General features: G+C 58.0%; 24 protein-coding genes. 16 read left to right on the plus strand and 8 right to left on the minus strand.

Annotated elements, in window-relative coordinates:
• Position 1: 1 nt before the first annotated feature.
• Together ACR0NZ_RS09030 and ACR0NZ_RS09035 are read left to right on the plus strand one after the other, a co-directional pair.
• Entirely contained in the window at positions 2-1,450 is a 1,449-nt protein-coding gene (locus ACR0NZ_RS09030) for an efflux RND transporter periplasmic adaptor subunit (protein ID WP_480518373.1), read from the plus strand.
• A 5-nt stretch (positions 1,451-1,455) separates the two neighbouring features.
• A complete protein-coding gene (locus ACR0NZ_RS09035) occupies positions 1,456-4,857 on the plus strand; it encodes an efflux RND transporter permease subunit (RefSeq protein ID WP_480518375.1) in 3,402 nt (1,133 codons plus the stop codon).
• Here ACR0NZ_RS09035 and ACR0NZ_RS09040 read toward each other — a convergent pair.
• Both ACR0NZ_RS09040 and ACR0NZ_RS09045 read right to left on the minus strand, forming a co-directional pair.
• Positions 4,854-5,273 carry an NUDIX hydrolase gene (locus ACR0NZ_RS09040; RefSeq protein WP_480518377.1) on the minus strand — a complete coding sequence of 140 codons (420 nt, stop codon included), beginning with the start codon at positions 5,271-5,273 and terminating at the stop codon, positions 4,854-4,856. The genes ACR0NZ_RS09035 and ACR0NZ_RS09040 overlap by 4 nt on opposite strands.
• Positions 5,274-5,277: 4 nt before the next feature.
• Entirely contained in the window at positions 5,278-6,078 is an 801-nt protein-coding gene (locus tag ACR0NZ_RS09045; RefSeq protein ID WP_480518379.1) for a protein-disulfide reductase DsbD domain-containing protein, read from the minus strand.
• 157 nt (positions 6,079-6,235) lie between these two features.
• On the opposite strand from ACR0NZ_RS09045, the gene ACR0NZ_RS09050 reads away from it, so the two are divergent.
• On the plus strand, positions 6,236-6,790 hold the full coding sequence (locus tag ACR0NZ_RS09050; protein ID WP_480474992.1) for a YqgE/AlgH family protein: 555 nt from the start codon (positions 6,236-6,238) through the stop codon (positions 6,788-6,790).
• Here ACR0NZ_RS09050 and ACR0NZ_RS09055 read toward each other — a convergent pair whose 3' ends face one another.
• The gene (locus ACR0NZ_RS09055) at positions 6,791-7,741 is read right to left on the minus strand and encodes an L-threonylcarbamoyladenylate synthase (RefSeq protein ID WP_480474994.1); all 951 of its coding nucleotides are present in this window, start codon (positions 7,739-7,741) and stop codon (positions 6,791-6,793) included. It lies immediately after the preceding gene.
• 138 nt (positions 7,742-7,879) lie between these two features.
• On the opposite strand from ACR0NZ_RS09055, the gene ACR0NZ_RS09060 reads away from it, so the two are divergent.
• The 7 genes from ACR0NZ_RS09060 (at position 7,880) to ACR0NZ_RS09090 (ending at position 14,384) form a co-directional block, all read left to right on the plus strand.
• The gene (locus ACR0NZ_RS09060) at positions 7,880-9,583 is read left to right on the plus strand and encodes an acyl-CoA dehydrogenase (RefSeq protein ID WP_480474997.1); all 1,704 of its coding nucleotides are present in this window, start codon (positions 7,880-7,882) and stop codon (positions 9,581-9,583) included.
• Positions 9,583-10,629, plus strand: coding sequence for an MBL fold metallo-hydrolase (locus ACR0NZ_RS09065; RefSeq protein ID WP_480518381.1), 1,047 nt, complete (start codon positions 9,583-9,585; stop codon positions 10,627-10,629). Before ACR0NZ_RS09060 ends, ACR0NZ_RS09065 begins: the two co-directional genes overlap by 1 nt.
• 4 nt (positions 10,630-10,633) lie before the next feature.
• Complete coding sequence (locus tag ACR0NZ_RS09070; RefSeq protein ID WP_480475001.1) at positions 10,634-11,086, plus strand: DUF6173 family protein; 453 nt, start codon at positions 10,634-10,636, stop codon at positions 11,084-11,086.
• A 56-nt stretch (positions 11,087-11,142) separates the two neighbouring features.
• On the plus strand, positions 11,143-12,984 hold the full coding sequence (locus ACR0NZ_RS09075; protein ID WP_480494341.1) for a glycerophosphodiester phosphodiesterase: 1,842 nt from the start codon (positions 11,143-11,145) through the stop codon (positions 12,982-12,984).
• Complete coding sequence (locus tag ACR0NZ_RS09080; protein ID WP_480518383.1) at positions 12,971-13,510, plus strand: hypothetical protein; 540 nt, start codon at positions 12,971-12,973, stop codon at positions 13,508-13,510. The genes ACR0NZ_RS09075 and ACR0NZ_RS09080 overlap by 14 nt, the downstream gene beginning before the upstream one ends.
• 89 nt (positions 13,511-13,599) lie before the next feature.
• Positions 13,600-13,734, plus strand: coding sequence for an aa3-type cytochrome c oxidase subunit IV (locus tag ACR0NZ_RS09085; protein WP_267364539.1), 135 nt, complete (start codon positions 13,600-13,602; stop codon positions 13,732-13,734).
• A gap of 17 nt (positions 13,735-13,751) precedes the next feature.
• Positions 13,752-14,384 carry a hypothetical protein gene (locus tag ACR0NZ_RS09090; RefSeq protein WP_480494339.1) on the plus strand — a complete coding sequence of 211 codons (633 nt, stop codon included), beginning with the start codon at positions 13,752-13,754 and terminating at the stop codon, positions 14,382-14,384.
• Here ACR0NZ_RS09090 and ACR0NZ_RS09095 read toward each other — a convergent pair.
• Both ACR0NZ_RS09095 and ACR0NZ_RS09100 read right to left on the minus strand, forming a co-directional pair.
• Positions 14,373-14,705 carry an AzlD domain-containing protein gene (locus ACR0NZ_RS09095; RefSeq protein ID WP_209506607.1) on the minus strand — a complete coding sequence of 111 codons (333 nt, stop codon included), beginning with the start codon at positions 14,703-14,705 and terminating at the stop codon, positions 14,373-14,375. The two genes, ACR0NZ_RS09090 and ACR0NZ_RS09095, sit on opposite strands and share 12 nt — an antisense overlap.
• Positions 14,702-15,412: an AzlC family ABC transporter permease gene (locus ACR0NZ_RS09100; protein ID WP_480518385.1), complete on the minus strand. Its 711-nt coding sequence runs from the start codon at positions 15,410-15,412 to the stop codon at positions 14,702-14,704. The genes ACR0NZ_RS09095 and ACR0NZ_RS09100 overlap by 4 nt, the downstream gene beginning before the upstream one ends.
• On the opposite strand from ACR0NZ_RS09100, the gene ACR0NZ_RS09105 reads away from it, so the two are divergent.
• Genes ACR0NZ_RS09105 through ACR0NZ_RS09125 form a run of 5 tightly spaced genes read left to right on the plus strand, consistent with a single transcriptional unit; the run spans position 15,411 to position 20,146 of the window.
• Complete coding sequence (locus ACR0NZ_RS09105; RefSeq protein WP_480518387.1) at positions 15,411-16,349, plus strand: formate dehydrogenase accessory sulfurtransferase FdhD; 939 nt, start codon at positions 15,411-15,413, stop codon at positions 16,347-16,349. The two genes, ACR0NZ_RS09100 and ACR0NZ_RS09105, sit on opposite strands and share 2 nt — an antisense overlap.
• Positions 16,346-17,002, plus strand: a complete 657-nt coding sequence (mobA, locus tag ACR0NZ_RS09110) for a molybdenum cofactor guanylyltransferase MobA (protein ID WP_480518389.1) — start codon at positions 16,346-16,348, stop codon at positions 17,000-17,002. Before ACR0NZ_RS09105 ends, mobA begins: the two co-directional genes overlap by 4 nt.
• Positions 16,999-17,490, plus strand: a complete 492-nt coding sequence (gene mobB / locus ACR0NZ_RS09115) for a molybdopterin-guanine dinucleotide biosynthesis protein B (RefSeq protein WP_480518391.1) — start codon at positions 16,999-17,001, stop codon at positions 17,488-17,490. Before mobA ends, mobB begins: the two co-directional genes overlap by 4 nt.
• Positions 17,487-19,556, plus strand: a complete 2,070-nt coding sequence (locus ACR0NZ_RS09120) for a molybdenum cofactor synthesis domain-containing protein (RefSeq protein WP_480518393.1) — start codon at positions 17,487-17,489, stop codon at positions 19,554-19,556. Before mobB ends, ACR0NZ_RS09120 begins: the two co-directional genes overlap by 4 nt.
• Positions 19,553-20,146 (plus strand): GNAT family N-acetyltransferase, encoded by a 594-nt coding sequence (locus ACR0NZ_RS09125; RefSeq protein WP_480518395.1) that lies wholly within the window; start codon positions 19,553-19,555, stop codon positions 20,144-20,146. Before ACR0NZ_RS09120 ends, ACR0NZ_RS09125 begins: the two co-directional genes overlap by 4 nt.
• Here ACR0NZ_RS09125 and ACR0NZ_RS09130 read toward each other — a convergent pair.
• The 3 genes from ACR0NZ_RS09130 to ACR0NZ_RS09140 all read right to left on the minus strand — a co-directional run bounded on the left by ACR0NZ_RS09130 (position 20,143) and on the right by ACR0NZ_RS09140 (position 22,238).
• The gene (locus ACR0NZ_RS09130; protein ID WP_480518397.1) at positions 20,143-21,138 is read right to left on the minus strand and encodes a hypothetical protein; all 996 of its coding nucleotides are present in this window, start codon (positions 21,136-21,138) and stop codon (positions 20,143-20,145) included. The two genes, ACR0NZ_RS09125 and ACR0NZ_RS09130, sit on opposite strands and share 4 nt — an antisense overlap.
• Positions 21,139-21,152: 14 nt before the next feature.
• Complete coding sequence (gene greA / locus ACR0NZ_RS09135; RefSeq protein ID WP_480518399.1) at positions 21,153-21,623, minus strand: transcription elongation factor GreA; 471 nt, start codon at positions 21,621-21,623, stop codon at positions 21,153-21,155.
• 234 nt (positions 21,624-21,857) lie between these two features.
• A complete protein-coding gene (locus tag ACR0NZ_RS09140) occupies positions 21,858-22,238 on the minus strand; it encodes a VOC family protein (RefSeq protein WP_480518401.1) in 381 nt (126 codons plus the stop codon).
• A gap of 80 nt (positions 22,239-22,318) precedes the next feature.
• Between ACR0NZ_RS09140 and soxR the strand changes: the two genes are divergently transcribed.
• Positions 22,319-22,774, plus strand: a complete 456-nt coding sequence (gene soxR / locus ACR0NZ_RS09145; protein WP_480518403.1) for a redox-sensitive transcriptional activator SoxR — start codon at positions 22,319-22,321, stop codon at positions 22,772-22,774.
• Positions 22,775-22,794 lie beyond the last annotated feature (20 nt).

Here is a 22,794-nt window from a genome sequence, read left to right on the forward strand (position 1 = left end):
GATGCGATTTCTACGACATAGTCTTGTCGGTATTTTTCTGGCGTTTCTGGCGCTGGCTTTGTTGTTTGTTGCCGTGCAGATGATCGTTGGGGCCGTTCAGGAGGCTTTGACGCACGATAACGCGACACCTCCCGCTCGAGAAAGGATCTTTGCTGTTTCGGTTCGGCCTGCCGAGGCGGAAACCGTCACCCCATATCTTGAAGCTTTCGGAGAGGTTCAAAGCCGCCGCAGGCTGGAGTTGCGCGCGGCGCTTGGCGGTCGCGTTGTCGCGCTGGCGGAAGACTTTGAAGATGGTGGAATTGTCGAGGCTGGCGAAGTGCTGGTTGAACTGGATCCGGCAGATGCGCAATCCGCACTGGATCGGGCCAAGTCCGACCTCTTGGACGCTCAGTTTGAAGAGCGCGATGCAGAACGCTCGTTGCTGCTGGCGCAGGACGAGCTGAAATCGGCTGAGGCTCAGGCGGAACTGCGGGAAAGGGCGTTGCAACGTCAACGCGATCTGGAATCTCGGGGCGTGGGGGCCGCCGCTAGCGTGGAAGAGGCCGAACTGGCTGCCGCAGCGGCGCAACAGGCCGTACTGGCGCGGCGTATTGCGCTGGCACAGGCTGAATCCCGTGTGGATCAGGCATCAACCCTGTTGGCCCGCGCCATGATAGCACTGGAAGCTGCGGAACGTGATCTGGGCGACATGACAATCCGGGCAGGCTTTGGCGGTACTTTAACGGATGTGACACTTGTGGAAGGGCGGCTGGTATCGGCAAATGAAAAGCTGGCTGAACTGGTTGATCCCAACGACCTTGAGGTGGCATTTCGGGTGTCAACCGCGCAATATGTGCGGCTTCTGGATGGCGGTGATCGTCTGATCAACGCGCCGGTCACCATATCTCTTGAAGTCACAGGGACCGATCTGACTGCGATTGGCCAGATTAGCCGCGACAGCGGGTCTGCCGGTGAAGGCCAGACCGGGCGGTTGATCTATGCCCGCTTGCAAGAGGCATCTGGGTTCAAACCCGGGGATTTCGTTACGGTCTCTGTTCAGGAGCAACCTCTTGCCGGAGTTTACCGGTTGCCGTCCTCGGTCCTTGATGCATCTGGAACAGTTCTTGTGCTTGGACCTGACGATCGATTGGAAAGCTTGCCGGTTCAGCTGATCCGCCGCCAGGGGGACGAAGTTCTTTTGCGGGGCGACGGATTGGAAGGGCGAGAGGTTGTCATCGGTCGGACCCCCCTGCTTGGGTCAGGCGTGCGGGTGCGGCCCCTGCGGTTTGAGGCGGGTGCAGACCCCGGAATGGTCGAGCTGACGGACGAGAAACGAGCCGAACTTGTAGCTCAGGTCGAAGCGAACAGTGCGATGCCTCCGAAGGAAAAGACGCAGGTTCTAACCCGGCTGCGCGAAGCTCGTGTTCCGACGTCTTTAGTGCGCAGTATTGAAACCAGGGCTGGGGGATAAACGCCATGATGCGCGAGATACCTGGCGCGGCGGGCGGCATTCTCAGTTATTTCACGCGGCATCGGACAGTTGCCAACCTGCTGTTGCTTGTCATGCTGGTTCTTGGCGCGGCGGCAATCCCGAACATGCGGGCACAGTTCTTTCCGGACGTTATTCTGGAACGCGTCGATGTATCCGTAACCTGGGATGGTGCCGGGCCCGAGGACATGGACGCCGGGATCGTGCAGTTGCTGGAACCGGCGCTGCTGGCCGTCGAAGGGGTGATCAGCACCGAGGCTTCTTCGCATCATGAATGGACCCGGATCAGGCTGGAATTCGAACCCAACTGGGATGTGTCCCGCGCTGTCGAGGATGTTAGGACCGCCGTAGACGCTGTCACAGATCTGCCGGAAGACGCTGAGGAGCCCAAGATTCAACGCGGTGCGTGGCGTGATCGGGTGACGGATGTGGTGATTACCGGTCCGACCGATACTGCTCAGCTGGCTAAGCTGACGGATGAGCTTATCAATCGTTTATTCGCATCAGGTGTGACCCGCACGACAATCCGGGGTATTGCCGCACCGCGCATCGTTGTCGAGGTCACCACCGCTCAGTTAATCGCAAACGATATAACGATGGCCGAAATCGCGGCAGCGATAGGTGCCGAAGTCAATACGGACCCCGCTGGCAATGTCGAAGGCGCGGGTGCTCGTGTCCGGGCGGGAACTGAGAAACGCACGCCGGAACAGATCGAAGGCATCGCGCTGCGGACGAACGAAGACGGGTCGAAGCTGAAGGTTGGCGACATAGCCACAATTCGGATTGAAGGCGTCACTCGCGACCGCAGCTATTATGTGGGCGATAATCCCGCCATGTCGATCAGAGTGGATCGGTCGAACCTGGGCGATGCGATAGGTATTCAGCACACGGTCGAGGACGTTGCCCGCCAGATGCAGGCCAGCCTGCCTGAAGGTGTGAGAATTGATCTGATCCGCACCCGGGCGCAAGCGATTACCGATCGGTTGAACATCCTGGTGGATAATGGGCTGATGGGGTTGGGGCTGGTTGTCATCCTGTTGTTCCTGTTTCTGAATGCGCGCATCGCATTTTGGGTCGCGGCGGGTATCCCGGTGGCGATGTCGGCGGCGATTGCGCTGATGTATCTGGGCGGTCTGTCGCTGAACATGGTTTCACTGTTTGGTCTGATCATTACGCTGGGGATAGTTGTAGATGACGCCATTGTCGTGGGGGAGCACGCTGATTTTCGCTCCCGCCGATTGGGCGAGACACCAGTGGAAGCCGCAGAGCGCGCCGCGCGTCGAATGGCAATGCCGGTTCTGGCCGCCACGGTAACGACGGTGATTGCGTTTTTCGGCCTGACGTTGGTTGGAGGACGTTTCGGAGAGCTGATCCGCGATATCCCCTTCACGGTGATCGCAGTTCTGGTTGCATCGCTGGTCGAATGCTTCCTGATCCTGCCCAATCACATGGCGCATGCAATTGCGCATTCGGCCAAAGAACACTGGTACGATCTGCCGAACCGTGTCGTCAATCGTGGCTTTCGTTGGGTTCGGGATCACTTGTTCCGTCCGCTGATCGCCTGGGTGATCTGGGCGCGTTATGTGGTGGCCGCGCTGATGATCGCCATCCTGGCCAGTCAGGTCGCATTGTTCATTCGTGGCGACGTGAACTGGCGGTTCTTCAACGCACCTGAACGCAGTTCGGTCAGCGGCGGGTTTATTATGCGCGAAGGGTCGACCCGGTCAGATACACTTGAGATGATGCGCATTCTACAGGATGCAACCAACGAACTGGGCCGGATCTACGAAGAGCGTCATGGCCGAAATCCAATTGACTATGTCCTGGCTGAAGTTGGTGGCAATGCCGGGCGTGCGCTTGCTGCGGCTGACGGCAAGGACGGCAGTGTGCTGGGAGGTATTTCGATTGAATTGATCGACGCCGATCTGCGCCCATATTCGAGTTTTGAGTTTGTGGGCGAGCTACAGGATTTCGTACCGCGTCACCCCAAGGTCGAAGTGATCAGCTTCCGCGGTTGGCGGTCCGGCCCCGGCGGCGATGCAATCGATGTGCAATTTTATGGCTCAGACGTAAATGTCCTGAAAGCCGCATCTGAAGATCTGCAAACTGCGCTGTCGAAGTTTCCTGAAGTTTCGGCGCTTGAGGACACTTTGGCATATGACAAGGAAGAGTTTCTTCTTGACCTGACGGCACAGGGTCAGGCGCTGGGCTTTCGGATCGAAACGCTGGGGCGGGCTTTGCGCAACCGATTGAACGGGATTGAGGCCGCAACATTCCCCGACGGGCCGCGCAGTGCCGAGATCCGTGTCGAACTGCCCGAAGGTGAACTGACAGCAGATTTTCTGGAACGAACTCTGATGCGTTCTCCTGATGGGGTCTATGTACCGCTGGCTGATATCGTTTCGGTCGAGCGCAAGTCCGGGTTTTCGACGGTTCGGCGTGAAAACGGCCTGAGGGTGGTTTCGGTAACAGGCGATATTTCGGAAGACGATCCGGCACGGGCCGTCGAAATTGAACGCGTGATGCAGGACGAGATCCTTCCCAATATCGCGGCCGAAAAGCAGGTTGAGTGGCGCATGTCGGGTCTGAGCGAACAGGAAAACGAATTCCTGTCCGAGGCCCGCAACGGTCTGATCCTTTGCCTGACCGGTATTTATCTTGTACTGGCCTGGGTTTTTGCCAGCTGGACACGACCCCTTGTGGTTATGGCGATTATTCCCTTTGGCCTGGTTGGGGCGATTTGGGGCCACTACATCTGGGAGGTGCCGCTGAGCATGTTCACGGTTGTCGGGCTGCTGGGCATGACAGGGATCATCATCAACGATTCGATCGTTTTGGTGACTACGATCGACGCATACCAGCAGGATCGCGGGTTGATTCCGTCTATTCTGGATGGCACGGCAGACAGGTTGCGCCCCGTGATGCTGACCACGCTGACGACGGTTCTTGGCCTTGCGCCCTTACTATATGAAGGCTCTCAACAGGCGCAATTCTTGAAACCGACTGTAATCACACTGGTCTACGGGCTTGGTTTCGGAATGTTGCTGGTGTTGGTTCTTGTACCTGCCTTGCTGGGAATTCTTAATGACGTGGCACGTCCGATGACAGCCATGCGCCGTGCTGCACGGGCCCCTGACAAGGTTGTTCGTGGCGCGTTGGCCGGAACCGGCGTGATACTTGGGATCTGGTTTGCCTTGACGATGATCTGGCCCGCTGTCAACGGTGCACCGCTTGCCATGCTACAAAGCCTTTATCCCGGTGATGATGGCATTGCCGCATTGAAAATGGGGCTGGGCGCGTTTGTTGCCGGCGCTTTACCGATTGTGATTCTAAGCATTGCTGCCTCAGGTATACTCTATGGTCGCCTCACGAATTCGGCAGGTACTTAAACCGCACGCAAGGCATATTCCAAAAGCTCAATGACCCGCGCGCTCATGGGCAGGTTACCCTGGCGTATCTGATCGATGGGAAACCACCGGGCATCAAGTGCGTCGTCACCGGCCCTCGGCGTGCCCGAGCGATACTGACATGCGACCCCGACCAGCAGGTAATGGGACACGACCAGCCCATCTGGGGTTCGGCGCAGAAGGTCCAGATTGTTCAGATAATGTGACGGTTGCGCGATCACCGAGGTTTCTTCCAGCAATTCGCGTTGCGCCGCTTCCAATACGGTTTCACCCCATTCGACATGGCCACCGGGAAACCCCCACAGCCCGGCGTCGGGCTGCTTGCTGCGCTGAACCAGAAGAACCTGATCCTGATGCAGAACAACGGCCAGGGCACCGATTTTTGGCGATTGGGTCATGAATTCAGCCTGCGCTGCAACCCTGAATATCAACTGCGTGATTGGCGCCCAGAACTGTAATCCGGATATCAGACCGATCCAGCGCAAAGGGTGTACCCGATGCATTGATAATCTCGGCCTCGGCCACCAACGTATCGCCCTGCCGTTGCGCAACCGGCTGCGAAGCCCAGAGGGTGGGATTGCCGGGTTCGATCACAGCAACTTCATGACCACCTGCCGATGGCATGGTCACTCGTGCTTCGATACGCATACCATCTTTCGTTGGCGTCAGACGACACGTGGCACTGGACACGCGAGCTTCCTGCGCGGAATAGGGACGTTGCGCCAGTGCCGCGGCAATCGCGGGATGGCGCCCGGCATTGGCGTCGAGCGTGTGGTCAAAGCCCAGACGTTCCGGAATACAAACGTCTTTGCAGACGCCCAGATCCATTTCGCCCTGCAATCGGACCGGCTTGGCAGGGTTGCGCGGCGTAATCTCAATAGGAAGGACCAGTTGGTTCTTGTAACCGATCGACTGCAACCCGTTCTGATCAAAGACATCGGGGGCAGGCCATGTGATCTCAACCCGCCCGACATTGCTTGACCGTTTCCAGTTGATTTCCGGCGGGATGCCAGCGTCTCCGGGCGCGCGCCAGTAGGTTTTCCAACCATCCTCGAGCGTCAGCTTTAAGGCGGTAAGATAAGTGCCGTTTGCAGTCCGGCCACCATCCAGAACATCCAGCTGAACGACACCATCCAGACCCTGTGCGGCAACCGGGGCGGACAGATGCAGGCAAGCAAGTGCGGCGACAGCAGTGTGTTTCATCGACATCTTCATCCCTCTTAAATGCGCGGCGTTGGCCCGGATTCCAAGTCACGTTCTGTTCACTGGGATGAAATCCGCCAAAATACCCGTTGTTCTCTTGCCAATAGACATGCTGCGGGGCCATTGTTGAGGTGTTCTGAGAAAGAGATGGCGGCCCATGGACCTGACCGGAAAACTGTTGATTGCGATGCCCGGTATGGGGGATCCGCGATTCGACCATTCGGTGGTGTATGTGTGCAGCCACGGCGACGATGGAGCCATGGGTTTGATTGTGAACAAGCCCTCGGACCTGCGGATAAAGACCTTGCTGGGTCAACTGAACATCGCCTGCCGTATTCCGATTGTCGGAGAGCGCCTTGTGCATTTCGGTGGGCCGGTCGAGATGTCGCGCGGCTTTGTCCTTCACAGCGCCGATTACGAGGCCAACCTGCATTCAATGCAGATTTCTGAGGACTTCAGCATGACGGCGACACTTGATGTGCTCGAGGATTTGGCGTCAGGCAGCGGGCCGCTGAACTCGATGCTGGCGCTGGGTTATTCCGGCTGGGGGCCCGGTCAGCTTGAGGATGAAATTGCCATGAACGGTTGGCTGACCACCGACGCGACACCCAAGCTTGTTTTCGATGTGCCCGATGATGCGAAATGGGAGGCAGCGTTGGCTACTTTGGGCGTGGACCCGCTGACCCTTTCTGCCAGCGCAGGGCGGGCCTGATCAGCTGTCGCGAGGTGCTGCAGCGCGCCGCAGCCGGTCATTGATTGCCGCCCCCAATGCCGTGCCTGGGATCGGAGAAACGGCAATCGGTCGCCCGGTTTCGTTCAGTTGATGCAGAAACGCAAACAGATTTGCCGCCGCTTCGGTCAGGTCGCCAATGGCGGACAAGTTCAGGTCGCACTCAACCTGTCCAAATCCCAGCAACACCTCATCACCCTGACGGGTTTCGGCATTCAAACGGACCGGAGCATCCGGCGCATAATGCGATTGCAACTGGCCGGGGGCGGTCAGAAGGTCACCGGATTGATGCAGATGTAGGTGTGTTTTTAGCGTCTCTTCGATTTGCTCCAGCGCGATGCCACCTGGACGCAAAAGCGCGGGTTCCCCAGCCAGACCGATGATGGTGGATTCAAGCCCGACACCGCACGGCCCGTCATCCAGAACAGCCGCGATCTTGCCGCCAAGACCTGACCAGACATGACTTGCCTTGGTCGGACTGATCTGACCCGACGGGTTTGCAGATGGCGCAGCAACCGGGCCATCAAATTCGGCCAGCAGCGCGTGCGCTGTCGGATGTGCCGGAACGCGCACGGCCAACGTATCCAAACCTGCCGTCACCAGCGATGAAATCCCGTGCCCTTCGCGCAAGGGCAAAACCAAGGTAAGCGGACCGGGCCAAAAGGCCTGCGCCAGATGCTCGGCCTGATCTGACCATTGCACATACCGTTGCGCCGCGGCGACCGAAGCGACATGTGCGATCAGCGGATTGAAACTGGGCCGCCCCTTGGCCTCGTAGATCGACGCCACCGCCTGCCCGTTGCGTGCATCGCCGCCCAGGCCATAGACGGTCTCGGTCGGGAAGGCGACCAGAAGGCCCTGTCGCAACATATCTGCAGCCCGCGCGATACCGCCGGGATCCGCCGTCAATTCCTGAGTGCCGGTTGAGATCATAACTGGTGACGCCGCGTTTTGGTTGCTTGAAACATAGGGGACAGTAGGTAATTGATCCAAGCTCATACGCTTACCGGCGCTTGCCCACAATTCCAAGCCTGCCGATATGTTCTGAATTGTTAGCCTTCGAGAGTGATCATGCCCTATCGCACCCCAATTTCAGATTACCAGTTCCTGCTGGACCATGTGGTCGGGTTCGACCAGGTCGCTGCGACGGATAAATTTGCTGATGCCAGCGGGGATGTGGTCAGTGCGATCCTGACCGAAGCTGGAAAAATGTGCGAAGAGGTGATGGCCCCTCTACAGCGCCCCGGTGATCTGGAACCTGCACGACTTGAAAATGGCGTGCTGCGAACTTCTCCGGGATATGCAGACGGTTGGAAGGCAATTGCCGAAGGTGGCTGGATCGGGATCAGTGGCAATCCTGAATACGGGGGGATGGGGCTACCTATGACGATCACCACGGCGGTCAACGAGATGATGAGTGCCGCTTGCCTGTCGCTTCAACTTGCGCCGCTTATGTCTCAGGGCCAGATTGAGGCGTTGGAGCATCACGCCAGCGACGAATTGAAAGCGCTGTATCTGCCTAAGATGATGACGGGGGAATGGTCGGGCACCATGAACCTGACCGAAGCTCAGGCCGGATCGGATGTTGGCGCGCTGTCTGCGAAGGCTGAGCCGAACGGTGACGGGACATATTCGATCACCGGTCAAAAGATATTCATCTCGTGGGGCGATACCGATTTTACCGAGAATGTCTGCCATCTGGTACTGGCTCGCCTTCCCGATGGAGTGCCCGGCACCAAAGGGATTTCATTGTTCCTTGTCCCTAAATTCCTGCCTGACGCAAATGGTGACCCGGGCGCGGCCAATGATCTAAAAGTGGTTTCGCTGGAACACAAGATGGGTTTGCACGGATCGCCCACCTGCGTGATGCAATATGACAGAGCCAAAGGCTGGCTGGTGGGTGCCGAACATGGCGGTATGGCTGCCATGTTTACCATGATGAACAATGCGCGTCTTGGTGTTGGCGGACAGGGCGTGGGCGTGGCCGAAGGTGCATACCAGCACGCGTTGGCCTATGCCCTGGAACGGAAACAAGGCAAAACGCCGTCTGGGACGATCATCGATCATGCGGATGTGCGCCGCATGCTTTTGGATATGCGTGCTGATGTTTATGCCGCGCGCGCGATCCTGTTGGCTAATGCGGTCGCGATCGATATGGCAGAGGCCACTGGTGACGCCGATTGGGCTGCGCGGGCCGCGCTGTTGACGCCGATCAGCAAGGCGTTTGGTACTCAGACCGGGATGCGTGTGGCTGAAACCGGGGTCCAGGTGCATGGTGGCATGGGATATATTGAGGAAACCGGCGCGGCACAGTTCTATCGCGATGCGCGTGTCACCGCGATCTACGAGGGCACCAACGGTATTCAGGCGATGGACCTTGTTGCGCGGAAGATGATGGACGGGGGCGAGGCTGCTTCGAACTTGCTGGATGAGATCGAAGACCAGGCCGAACGCGCCCGTGCAATGCTGCCTGATCTGGCGGGTCCGGTCTGGGAAGCCACCGAAACACTGCGCGAGGCGACAGAGTGGCTGGTCGCACAGGACGATTTGAATAACCGCTTTGCAGGCGCAGTTGCTTATTTGCAGGCTTTTGCTCGGGTGCTGGGCGGGCATTATCACCTGACCGCAGCCCTTGCCGACCCAGAGGGACCGCGGGCGAAACTGGCGCGATATTATATCAACGCCCTGTTGCCCGAACATTCGGGCCTTTTGGCGCGGGCGCAGAACGGGGCGGATGACCTTTTCGCGCTGAGCACGGACGAGTTTGCAGCCTGATGGATGGGGATCACGTCTTGGGGATCAGATATCCGTGGGCTGAACCGCCCGCGCAGGGCGCGGCCACCGAGATTGCCCAAGGTGTTCTCTGGATGCGCCTGCCCCTGCCGATGACGCTGGACCATGTAAACATCTACGCTCTGGACGATGGCGACAGCTGGACCGTGATCGATACGGGGCTGTCCTCGAACAAGACGCGGCGCATCTTGGAAGCGTTGATGGCCGGGCCACTTGCAGGCAAGCCGATCAGGAGGGTGGTGGTGACTCACCATCATCCCGACCATGTTGGCAATGCCGGATGGTTTCAGACGGAACACGGCGCCGAGCTGGTGACAAGCCGCACCTCGTGGCTGTTTGCGCGGATGCTGACGCTGGATGTGCAGGAAACCTGGCCGCAAGAAACGCTGGAATTCTATCGCAGTGCGGGGATGGCATCCGATGTTCTGAACAAACGGATGGCGGACCGGCCCTTTAATTTTGCCGACACGGTCTATCCCATGCCGCTGGGTTTTACCGGGATCAAGCAGGGTGACGTGATCCGTATTGGTGGACGTGACTGGGACGTTCATATGGGCAATGGCCATGCGCCGGAACACGCCACCTTCTGGAGCCGCGATGACAATCTGGTACTCAGCGGTGATCAGATCCTCAGTTCAATCAGTCCCAATCTGGGTGTCTATGCGACCGAACCCATGGCAGATCCGGTGTCAGGATGGATGGAGGCCTGTGAGAGGCTTCAGGTACTCGCCCGTCCCGATCATCTGGTTTTAGGCGGGCACAAATTGCCCTTCACCGGTCTGCCGTTGCGCATGAAGCAGTTGATTGACAACCACCATGGCGCGCTGGAACGGTTGCTGGATCATCTGGATCAGCCCAAATCTGCCGCTGACTGCTTTATGCCGCTGTTCAAACGTACAATCCAAGAGGGTGAGTATGGCCTTGCGCTGGTTGAGGCGGTTGCACATGTAAATCACCTCTACCACATTGGTGCAGTAACCCGGACGCAACGCGCGGATGGGGCATGGCTGTATCAGCGCAAAGGGTAGACGAATGCAGGACCAGATCGAAACCTCGGCCGAGGCCGCAGAAGCCGCAGCGTTGCCAAGATGTTACGAGGTGCACGCCGATCCGAAAGCCGAATCCGGAACCAAAAAACTGCCAGAGACGCTGAAAAAACCGGTGGCCAGCAAAAGCCCCGCACAATGGGCCTACGAGCGGCTAATCCTGTATATCCAGAATTTCGAACAGACATTGGACGGCGATCATGAGGTCGCCATGGGTTTCACTGGCGGCGATGCAGGCGTGATGCGGATCGAGGGGATGGGTTATTTCGACCCCGACATGATAACCTTTTACGGGTCCGACGGGACCGGAGCCCGCACGCAACTGGTGCAACATGTCAGCCAGTTGAACGTGATGTTGCGTGCGCTTCCCAAATCGGTTGAAGACAAGCCAGCCAACCGCATCGGGTTCCGCCTGGCTGCGGACCTGAAAGACAGCTGACTTGCAATTCACGTTTGCGCGCCTTTGAATGAATGAATCAGTTCGGAGGCGACCGCGTGAACAGATATTTCCATGCCGTAACACATGCCTACGCGGGGGCTTGGGCCCGGCGTCGGGTTTTTGTGCCAATTTATATCGCTGTGCGATTACTGCTTGTTGCGCTGATTGCGCCAGGGGTGGCACTGACGGTCAATCTGGCAGTCTCTCTGTCTGACCAGACGGCCTTGACGGATCAGGACATTGCCATGTTCCTGCTGTCTCCGGTCGGGTTTATCTCGTCTGTTGTAGTTCTGAGCCTGTTTCTGCTGGCCGAGGTCTTTGTGTTCTCGGTCATGGCCGGGTCGCTGCGTATGGGCGAACAAGATCCCTGGCGCGCTGGCAGTGCGGCGCTCGCGTTGATCCTGTCCCGTTTCCCGGCGTTGTTCGGATTTGCCGTGCGTTTCATCCTGCGTGTCCTGTTGCTTGCCCTGCCATTCGTGGCTGTCGCTGGCCTGATCGCGTGGTGGACGCTGACTGAATATGACATCAACTATTACCTGACCTTCCGCCCCCCCGCCTTCAAGGTGGCGGTTCTTTTGATCGGAGTGGTTGTTCTTGTACTGGCGTGGCTTTTGATCCGTCGCCTGTCCGCCTGGGCGCTGGCCCTGCATTTGGTCCTTTTCGAACGAACTGCGCCCCGAACGGCGTTTGCCCAAAGTGCGCAGAAGATGGAAGGCAGGCGCGGGCGGTTGAAGATCGAACTTGCCCTTTGGCTGGGGATGCGCCTTGTCATTGCCGCTTTGATTGCCGCAGTGGCCAGCCTTTTGTTTACTTTCGTACCCGTGCAGGACGGCAGCAACCTCAAGCTGGCCCTGACCTTCAGTTTTGTCGTCGCAGGGCTGTGGTCATTGGCGGGGCTGGTTCTGGCGGCAACGGCGCTGGGCGCGTTGGCCGTCTTGTTGGACGGGTTTTTCGATATTGACGCAAAAAAGATCGCCCACCCAGAACCCCGGAAAATTCGGGCGCCTGTATTTGTGACAGTGGGCGCATCCCTTGCCGCGTTGGTTATTGGCCTTTGGTCAGGTCAAAGTCTGCTGGAACGTGTGCAGGCCCCGGATCATGCCGAGGTCATTGGCCACCGGGGTGCAGCGGCCTTGCGGCCGGAAAACACGATGGCCTCGGTTCTGAAAGCCATCGAGGACGGCGCGGATTGGGTTGAAATCGACGTTCAGGAATCTGCGGATGATGTGATCATCGTGGCCCATGACAGCGATTTCATGAAGCTGGCGGGTGTTAACCTGAAGGTCTGGGATGCAACGATGGCGGATGTGGCAGATATCGACATCGGCAGCTGGTTTGATCCGGAATACGCCTCGGAACGAACGCCAACTCTGCGTGATGTGCTGGAGGCGGCCAAAGGCAAGTCCAGGGTTCTTATCGAACTGAAATACTATGGCCATGATATTGATCTGGAAAACCGGGTGATCAATCTGGTGGAAGAGTTGGAGATGCAGGACGAGGTCGCCACCATGTCGTTGAAATATCCGGCCGTCCAAAAGATGAAGAAACTGCGCCCGGACTGGCGTTCGGGTGTATTGGCGGCCACAGCCATTGGTGATCTGTCGGGGTTGGAGGGCGAGTTTGTCGCAATCAATGCAGGGATGGCAACTCCGGGCCTGATCCGAAAGGTTCACGATGCCGGTAAGGATATCTATGTCTGGACAGTGAACGATCCGCTGCAAATGTCCAAAATGGCGTCTATGGGCGTTGATGGTCTGATCACCGACCGCCCGGCCATGGCCAATGAGGTTCTGCGCGTGCGTGCCGAAATGGGACCAGCAGAGCGGCTGATGTTGTGGTTGGCCACGACTTTCGGATTGCAGGTCGACACCAAGGCGATGCGCGATGAAAGCCCTTAATCTTTCGCTGCTGTTGCTCGTTATTCCGCACGCCGCCTTGGCACAGGACTTGATGCGCCGGTTCGAAATGCCTGCCCATCGCGCCTTGATGGACCAGAGCGAAAGCGCCGAGCTGCAACCATTCGAAACAGACGGGTGTTCGGGTGGGTTGTCCGCAAGCTGGCGCTGGGTGGCAAAGCAGTTCCCGCAGGTTGGCGAGCTTTTTGAAGAACATCCGCCTTGGGAAAACTGTTGTGTGATCCACGACCGGGCATATCACAATGCCGGCGGCGCGGATTCGGCCGAGGAAAGCTATGACGCGCGTTTGGCGGCGGATGATGCCCTGCATGCCTGTGTTAAGACGCATGGAGATCTGTATGCCGACGAATACGCGGATCGCTATGATATGGAACCTGACCAGATCCGCACCATTCACGCGATCACCGCGGATGCCATGTATGGGGCGGTTCGTTTCGGTGGCGGGCCGTGCAGCGGCCTGCCCTGGCGATGGGGGTTCGGTTATCCCGGATGCTCGGTCCTCAAGTAAGCGCGCCCTGCGCGCGAATGACGTGGTGACAGGCGTTTTGTTTTCCATTATCCAACAAATCAAACACGCGAATTGGGATTCTGAGACTCATGGCTGAATACAAGCACGGCGAAATGAACATCGACGTTCAAACCAAAACTTTCAACGGTTTCATCAAAGCCACCACCTGGTGTGTGGTCGCGATCGCCTTGTTGTGCCTGTTCCTGGCAGTTTTCGCCTCGTAAGCAATTCGGGGGCGGCTTTGCTCAGGATATTGACTGCGTGCCTTGTGGCCGCAACGCTGGCTGGTTGCGCTGCATCACAGCGCCCGCAAGCGGATCAGACTGAAATAACGTCCCGTTCCTATCGCGATCCGGGGCCATCGACCCTGACCTTGTACACGATGATCAGCACCCGGACCGGTTCGGGCGCGCATACGTCGTTGATGATCAGCGGCAGTGAGCGGGTTATTTTCGACCCGGCAGGATCGTTCCGGGCGGATGTTGTACCGATCAGGAACGACGTGCTGTACGGAATCACTCCGAATGTCGAACGTGCGTATCGCAGCAGCCACGCCCGCGAAACACATTATGCGCGCATCCAGACGATCGAGGTCACTCCGCAACAGGCCGAAATTGCATTGCAACTGGCCAAGCAGATGGGCCCGGTGGCTGGTGCTTTCTGTGCGAACTCTACTTCGCAACTGTTGCAGCAGGTTCCGGGGTTCGAACAGATCACGACTACATTCTATCCGGTCAAACTGTCGGATCAGTTTGGAGCGTTGCAAGGTGTTCAATCGGCGGAATACCGTGAAAACGACGACGCGGACCTGCAAAAGGGACTGGCGTTCAACAATGCGCGCCTGAACCAGCTGGACGCGGCTTCATCCAACTAGATACAGCAATGTGTAAAGTGTTGCCGCCCCGGTAAAAATGGCCGCCAGCACGTTCTTGGTTAGAATGCCCACAGACAATGCAACCGCTGCGGCCGACATACGGGGTATATCCGGTTGTCCTTCGGTGGCCGCAGGCCAAACCACCAGCGGCGCGATCAGTGCGGGCAGGATGGCCACGGCTGTATATCGAAGGTGACGTAACAACCAGGGCGGCATTGGGCGATCACCGACGAGACCGATAAAGGTAAAGCGCAAAGCATAGCTGCCCACCGCAAGACCCACGATGATGATCCATATTGTTGTCTGATCGATCTGGTTCATGGCGTGTTCCGCTTTAGCATCAATTCCGCCTGCGCGCCGGCCATCATCCCTGCAGCGCCTGCGATCAGCAGGCCCAGATTGAACGGCACACTCACGGTCAGCAGGGCAACGACAATGGCGACCAGGGCGGCGATGACATGGGCCAGCGTACGCATCATTGGTCCGATCATCGCCAGAAAGGTGATCGGCAGGGCAAAGTCCAGCGCCCAACTCTCTGGGATCTGAGCGCCCAGCACGGCACCCAGACAGGTTCCCAGAACCCACAGCGGTGTGATCGGAGTGACCGAACCCAGGAAATAGGCCATTCGCTGGGGGATCGTTAGATCAGGCTCTTTTTCGAACTGCGCGATTGAACAGGCGTAAGACTGATCCACGATCAGGTAAGCCGCACATGCTCTTTGCCACAAGGGGGCGGCACCCAAGAACGGCGTCAGCGATGCGGAATACATCGCAACCCGCAGGTTCACTGCCAGCGCCGAAATCAAAACGATGATTGTAGGCGTTTCACACTGCAGAAGTTGCAGAGCTGTGAACTGCGCCGCGCCTGCAAAAACGGTGACGGAGAAGGCAATGGTCTGCACGATATTCAGCCCGGCTTCTGTCGCGAAGACACCAAACAACAGGCCAAAAGGCACAGCCACGAAGACAAACGGCGTGCCGTCGCGAAAACCTTTCCAGAAGTATGACTTGGATGTGGCAGAGGCCATGGCTAAATCCTATGGTGACGCCAGCAGCAGTATCGGTCTTGTGGAGGGGTTGCAATTGGTCACCGAAACCGACGTGTCAGACTATGTAATCGCTCCTGATCCGAGCGCGGCCCGCTTGACCCGTGCGGTCGAGGGGGTGGACCAGAATGGCGAGGTCAGTCAGATTTCAGTGGTTGAAGAGCGCCCACTGACGATCTTCCTCAACGCGCAGGAAATTGTGACGGCGATGACGATTGGCGACTATCCCGAATATCTGGCGCTGGGTTTCCTGCGAAATCAGGGCATGTTGCTGGCCGATGATGAGATTACCCGTGTCGATTACGATGATGATCTTGAAACCGTTGTTGTCCGCACCGCACGCGCGACTTCGTACGAGGACAAGCTGAAGAAAAAAACGCGCACCAGTGGCTGCGCTGTGGGAACGGTGTTCGGGGACATGATGGAGGGTCTTGAGGGCGTTCAGCTGCCGCAAGTGCAGGTGCGTACCTCGTGGCTTTACGAACTGGCGGCCAAGATCAATCGCACCCCGTCGCTTTATCTTGAGGCCGGGGCAATTCATGGGACTGTATTGTGCCGCGAAAACCGTCCGCTGGTTTATATGGAAGACGTGGGTCGCCATAATGCCGTCGACAAGATCGCAGGTTGGATGCTTTCCGAGGGGGCGACGGCGGAGGACAAGATCCTCTATACCACCGGTCGCCTGACATCCGAGATGGTGATCAAAACGGCGATGATGGGTATTCCTGTGTTGGCGTCCCGTTCCGGCTTTACCGCCTGGGGTGTCGAGATCGCGCGTGAGCTCGGCCTTACGCTGATCGGCCGGATGCGCGGACAGCGCTTTGTTTGTCTTTCCGGTGAGGAACGGTTGGTTCGCGATGTGGACCCGTCGACGGTTGTGGCCGAAGACAGGAAACACCGGCGGAAGAGTAGCCAATGAGTGATGAAAACAGAAAACCTCTCGGCGTCATCCTCGCAGGCGGGCAGGCCACCCGGATGGGTGGTGGTGACAAAGGTTTATTGCAGATTGGCGGGCGGAGCCTGCTGTCCCATGTCGTTGATCGGCTGTCTCCTCAAGTCGATGGTTTGGCCCTGAACGCAAATGGTGACCCCGAGCGTTTCAGCGATTTGACGCTACCCGTTCTGCCTGACACGATTGAAGGCTTCGCTGGCCCTTTGGCCGGTGTTCTGGCGGGGCTCGACTGGGCCGCAGATCAGGGGGCCGACAGTATCGTAACGGCTGCCGCAGATACACCGTTCTTCCCGCGTGATTTGGTGGCGCGCCTGCAAGAGGCGGCAGAGGGGCAGGTGCATCCTCTGGTCTTGGCCACTACTCCGCGAACGGGCGACGACGCGCTGAAATCCGGAGGGGGCAGGCGGGTCAACCGGCACCCGACCTTTGGGCTCTGGCCTGTGGCTCTGCGCGATGATCTGCGGGCGGCTCTGACGGACGGGTTGCGCAAGGTCGTGCTGTGGACTGATAAACATGACGGACGCGAGGCTATGTTCCAGGCTGACCCGTTTGATCCGTTCTTCAACGTCAATACACCTGACGATTTGGACCGCGCCCGGACACTGTTGGAGCAGGTATGAGAGTCTACGGTGTCACTGGCTGGAAAAACGCAGGCAAAACCGGGCTGATGGAACGGCTGGTGACCGAGATCACGGGGCGGGGTTTTACCGTCTCAACTGTCAAACATGCGCATCACGGCGTCGATGTGGACCAGCCGGGCACGGACAGTCATCGTCACCGCGTTGCTGGTGCCAGCGAGGTGTTGCTTGCGTCGGGGCAGCGCGTCGCCTTGATGCAAGAGCTGCGCGGTGCGCCCGAGCCAACTTTTGCCGAATTGCTGGCGCGGCTTTCTCCGGTTGATCTGGTGCTGGTCGAAGGCTTCAAGCGGGAAGGCCACCCAAAGATCGAGGCGTTTCGCGCCGAGGCGGGAAACCCTTTGATCGCGATTGAAAACGATACCGTTCGAGCCGTTGCCAGCGACACGGCGCTGGAACTGGATTGCCCGGTTTTCGATCTGAATGATACAGTCAGGATCGCGGACTTCATATTGGATGAGGTCGGTTTGTGACCCTGTTCCAGACCTTTGCCATGGTGGACTGGTCTGGTGGAAATGACACCGGACCAACGCCGCGCAAAGACGCGATCTGGGTCTGTATTGCGCGTGAAGGGCGGGCACAGGGACCTGAATACCTACGCAACCGGGCGCTTGCCGAGGCGTTGCTGGGTGCCCTGATCCACACCGAACTGAAAGCAGGCCGGCGCCTATTTCTGGGGTTTGACTTCCCTTTTGGATACCCGAAGGGTTTTGCCCGCGCGATGACCGGAACGGATGACCCCTTGGTCTTGTGGGATTGGTTCGAACAGCATGTCGAGGACGGTCCGAAAACGAACAATCGTTTCGACTTGGCAGGCCGGATCAATCGACAATTCGGAGGAAGAGGCCCATTTTGGATGAATGGCCTTGGGCGCGAAATTGATGGTTTGCTGCGAACCAAGACGGGCTATTCCAATCCGTTTTCCGACCGTCGTGCGGTTGAAGCCTTGGCAAAAGGCAGTTTCACCTGCTGGCAGATGGCGGGTGCAGGCGCGGTCGGTGGGCAGGTGATGATGGGGCTTCCAGTCCTAAGCAGGCTCCGCCATCGCTTTGCCGGACAAGTCGCGGTCTGGCCGTTCGAGCCGTTGGATAAACCCGTCGCCTTTGTGGAGATCTGGCCGTCGCTCACCTTGGGAGCGCAACCAGATGGGCGGATCAAGGATGCTTGGCAAGTCGAACAGGTCGCCTTGACTCTGTCGCGTTTGACAGAGCAGGAGTTGAATGCGCAATTAGATGTTTCAGCGGCAGAGGAAGGCTGGATATTGGGTGTTACACAGAACAAGCCGAGCATAGCCCCGCCACCGTTGCGCAACGATTGTTTTGCGCTGCCAGCGGGTGTGGAGTGGACGCCGGTTGATGACGCTTTGGCCTATTTGCGCGACAGGTTGCATCCGATTACCTCGGTTGACACGGTCGCGCTGAATAAGGCGAGTGGGCGCATTCTGGCAGAAGATGTTACAGCCCAACGTTCCAACCCGCCGCAACCGAATACAGCCGTGGATGGGTTCGGGTTCGCTGGTCCGGTTTCAGATGGGCCACAGATCCTGCCGCTGGTCGATGGGCGTGCAGCAGCTGGTATCCCGTTTGAAGGTGACGTTCCCGTGGGCCAGGCATTGCGCGTTCTGACGGGTGCGGCGCTGCCTGACGGGGTGGATACGGTTATTCTGGAAGAAGATGTCACAGTAAAAGACGGGCATATCGCGTTCCATGGTCCGCTGAAGAAGGGGGCAAATACCAGGCAAGCGGGCGAGGATGTGGCCGCAGGCGATCTGGCCCTGCCTACAGGACGCCGATTGACACCGGCTGACCTTGCGTTACTCACCGCTTTGGGCATTGCAAAGGTGAATGTGCGCAAGCCGCTGCGTGTCGCCGTGGTATCGACCGGTGATGAACTGGTCGACGCCGGAGCGCGCGCCGGACCGGGTAAGATATTCGACGCCAACCGCCCGATGCTTTTGTCTCTGGTCGAAAGGCTGGGGTTTGTGCCTGTGGATATGGGGCGTGTTTCAGATGATCGGGACGCCCTGCGGGAACTGCTGGATCAGGCTGCGGAACAGGCAGATGTGATACTGACGAGTGGTGGCGCATCTGCTGGTGACGAAGACCACGTATCTGCCTTGCTGCGCCAGGCGGGGGCGATGCAACACTGGCGGATAGCCTTGAAACCCGGTCGCCCTCTGGCTTTGGGGTTGTGGTCCGGAACCCCTGTCTTTGGACTGCCCGGCAATCCCGTTGCCGCCTTGGTCTGCACCTTGATCTTTGCGCGACCGGCGCTGGGCCTGATGTCTGGCGAAGGCTGGATCGAACCGCAAGGATTCGAAGTTCCCGCGGCCTTTGAAAAGCGCAAGAAACCGGGCCGCCGCGAATACCTGCGCGCGCGCATGCGGGAAGGCCGGGTTGAAGTCTTCAAGTCAGAAGGATCGGGCCGGATCAGCGGGCTCAGCTGGGCCGAAGGGCTGGTCGAAATTGAAGATGGCGCTCGGCATATCCAACCCGGGGATATGGTTCGCTTTATACCGTATGGAAGTTTTGGGTTGTGAAAATTACAGTCTCACGCGGTTTTTCTGATGCGGAACGCCCACTGGTGGCGACCCTGTTCTGGCAGGCATTTTCGGCGAAACTGAATAAAGTCATGGGTCCGGATGAAAAGGGGCTGGCTTTCTTCGAAACTTCGTTGAACCCGGATTATGTGCTGGTTGCACGGGACAAGGAAGACCGGGTTTTGGGGCTTGCAGGTTTCAAGACACGCGATGGTGCATTGGCCGGAGGCAGAATGTCAGACCTAGCAAAGGTCTATGGCTGGTTTGGGGCCATTTGGCGCGCCCTCATCCTCAGCATTTTGGAGCGCGAACTGAAACCCGGCGTGTTTCAGATGGATGGCATATTTGTGGCCGCGGGCTCGCGTGGCAAAGGCGTTGGTACGGCCTTGCTGGATGCCGTTAAGCGTGAGGCGCGGAAACAAAACATGTCAGTCGTTCAGCTTGACGTTATCGACACAAACCCCCGCGCCCGCGCTTTATATGAGCGCGAAGGATTTCGGCCTGTGGGTGAAGAAAAAACCGGACCTTTAAGTTACGTGTTTGGTTTCAGCAGCGCGACCAAGATGTCTTGGGTCGTCAAATCGGACTAATCAAACGTCCCGGCCACGCGCCCCAGCAACATGAACGCCCGCGCCGTGCGGGTCTCACCCAAAGCGCTCAGTTCTGCATCGCTTGCGTTGGGCTCGAATTCGGCCATCATCTTGTCGAAGCGGCGGAGAAAATGGTGGGCGGCGTCGCGGAAAATCGGATCCTGTTTCATCCGCGCAGCTGTCAGTGCCAGCGAGGACCTGTCTCGTACACCCCCCAGCGCGGCAACGGCGCGACCCCGCGCGCCCTGCGCGAACTGGCGCCAGATTTCGGGCCGGGCCATGTCAGGGCGTAAGTCGTCCATATAGATGCCTTCCTGACTGAGCAGTGTAAGAACATCCTGCGAGGCCTGCACGATCTGTGCCGTCTTGCGGTCTTTCAGCGCCACGCGCAGGGCGTTGAACCCTTCGGTGTCATTCTGAGTTTCCGGAAAATTCAAGGCGCGGATAAAGATATCGGTGCTCAGCGGTGGCGCAATTTCTTCCGCAGATGTGCCCAGTTCAAGCGAGGTCTGAGCACCCGCAACGAGTGGTTTTGCCGGGGCATAAGGGGGCGTTGTGCGCTTGGTCGAAAATGTTGCCAGCGTGCTTTCGGTTTTCCGCGTCGCGGCTGCGATCTCATCCAGTTTCTTGGCCACTGCCGGTTCGTAGGTGCTGGATGCGCGCTGCTGCTGCGCCACATAAGCCTGACGGATCGCGTCAATCGCAGTTTGCAGCCGCGCGCTTTCTTCGCGCATCACGCGGCTGGCACGCATGGCAGTGGCCGCGACCCAGATCATCGCCACAGGCATGAAAACGGCCAGAAAGGTGACAACAAAACCACCGCTTTGCGCCTTATCTGGCAACACCAGAAAAACAACCGACACCACCAGCCAAATCAGGCTGAGCACCAGTGCGGCAATCTCAATCTCGGTGACAGACGGTGCCTTTGGGCGGTCATAGATGCCCAGCGAAGTCGGTCTTTCAGTTTCCGGGTCAGGTTTGGGCCCCGACATTACATGCGCTCCGGTCAGGCGTACTTGATACTCAGAATTTCATAAGAACGCACGCCGCCAGGGGTGCGCACCTCGACGCTGTCACCTTCGTCCTTGCCGATCAGGGCGCGGGCGATGGGGGATTTGATATTCAAAAGGCCGGCTTCGATATTGGCTTCATATTCACCGACGATTTGCCACGTCTTTTCTTCGTCGGTATCTTCGTCAACCAAAGTAACCTTTGCGCCAAATTTGACTGCGCCGGACAGTTTTGTTGGATCAATTACATCCGCCAGCGACAGGATACCTTCCAGTTCTTTAATGCGGCCTTCGATAAACCCCTGCTTTTCGCGGGCTGAATGGTATTCGGCATTTTCTTTCAGGTCGCCAAGTTCACGCGCCGATGCGATGGCTTCGATGATCGCAGGGCGTTCAACGGATTTGAGGTTCTTCAGCTCAGCTGCGAGTGCGGCATTGCCCGCAGGCGTCATAGGGATCTTTTCCATACTCTCTACGTCCACGCATAAACTGACTCGCCCCGCCGCACAGAAGCGTCGGGGCGAGTCCTAGGTTGACGATTACCTGACCCAAATACCACGTGAATTGCAAGAGGTGTCAGCAGGTGCAGCGATCAATTCGCAACATCGTGCCGTCTGGATTGTTTCGGGTGTGGCCTGTGGCGATGGTCCGGTTGCCCGCCCTTGCACCATCGCCTCGAAGGCGTGCAGAGCCAAAGCATCTCAATCATATTGAACCACTTCAAACTCGATGCCGTTGTCATCCCTGAAATAGAACCGACGCCCCGGTTCGTAATCGGCATGATTATGGGGTTCGAACCCGGCCTTGCGCACCTTGACCTCGGTTGCGTCGATATCTTCGACCAGAACACCAACATGGTTCAGCCCGCCGACGACATCGTAGCTGCTTTCGACCAATGGTTTCGGCGCATCGGGTTTGTAAAGCGCAAGATAGGTGTGGGCCGATCCGACATGTACAGTATATCCGCCTGATATTGCGGGTCCTTCCCACCGTGTTTTCCAGCCAAAGACCTGCTGCATCCAGGCGGCCGAGGCCTGTGGGTCGCTGACAGTGAAATTGGTGTGCTCAAGCGTTGCCATCATGGGATCTCCTTTTTGGCTTGTTTCGACTCACCGTAATTTCTAAACCCAACTTTAGGTCAAGGTATTTCTTCGAGGGTGACATGGCTGTTTCAGAAGGGTTGGCAATCGGGGCATTGGCCCGACGTACGGGGTTGGCCGTTTCAGCGATACGGTATTACGAAGCACAGGGTTTGATTGCGCCCTGGCGCAATGCCGGTGGGCAGCGACGTTACCAGCGGGCAGATATCCGGCGGCTGAGCTTTGTCATGATCGCGCAGCAGTTCGGCCTGACCTTACCTGAAATCCGCGAGGTTTTGTCGGGCTTGCCGGGAAAGCGAACACCGACACCACAGGATTGGAGAGCCATAAGCGTACGGTTGCGCACTCATCTGGACCAGCGAATCGATACCCTGATGCGATTGCGCGACAATCTGGACGGCTGTATAGGATGCGGGTGCCTCAGCTTGCCGAAATGCAAGCTTTATAACCCCGATGACAGGGCAAAATCCCATGGTAGCGGTCCCAGATACCTGATGGGTGATGCACCAGAGGACTGATGTGTCGAATAGCGCCCTTG

The organism is Ruegeria sp. AE3 (assembly GCF_056542225.1).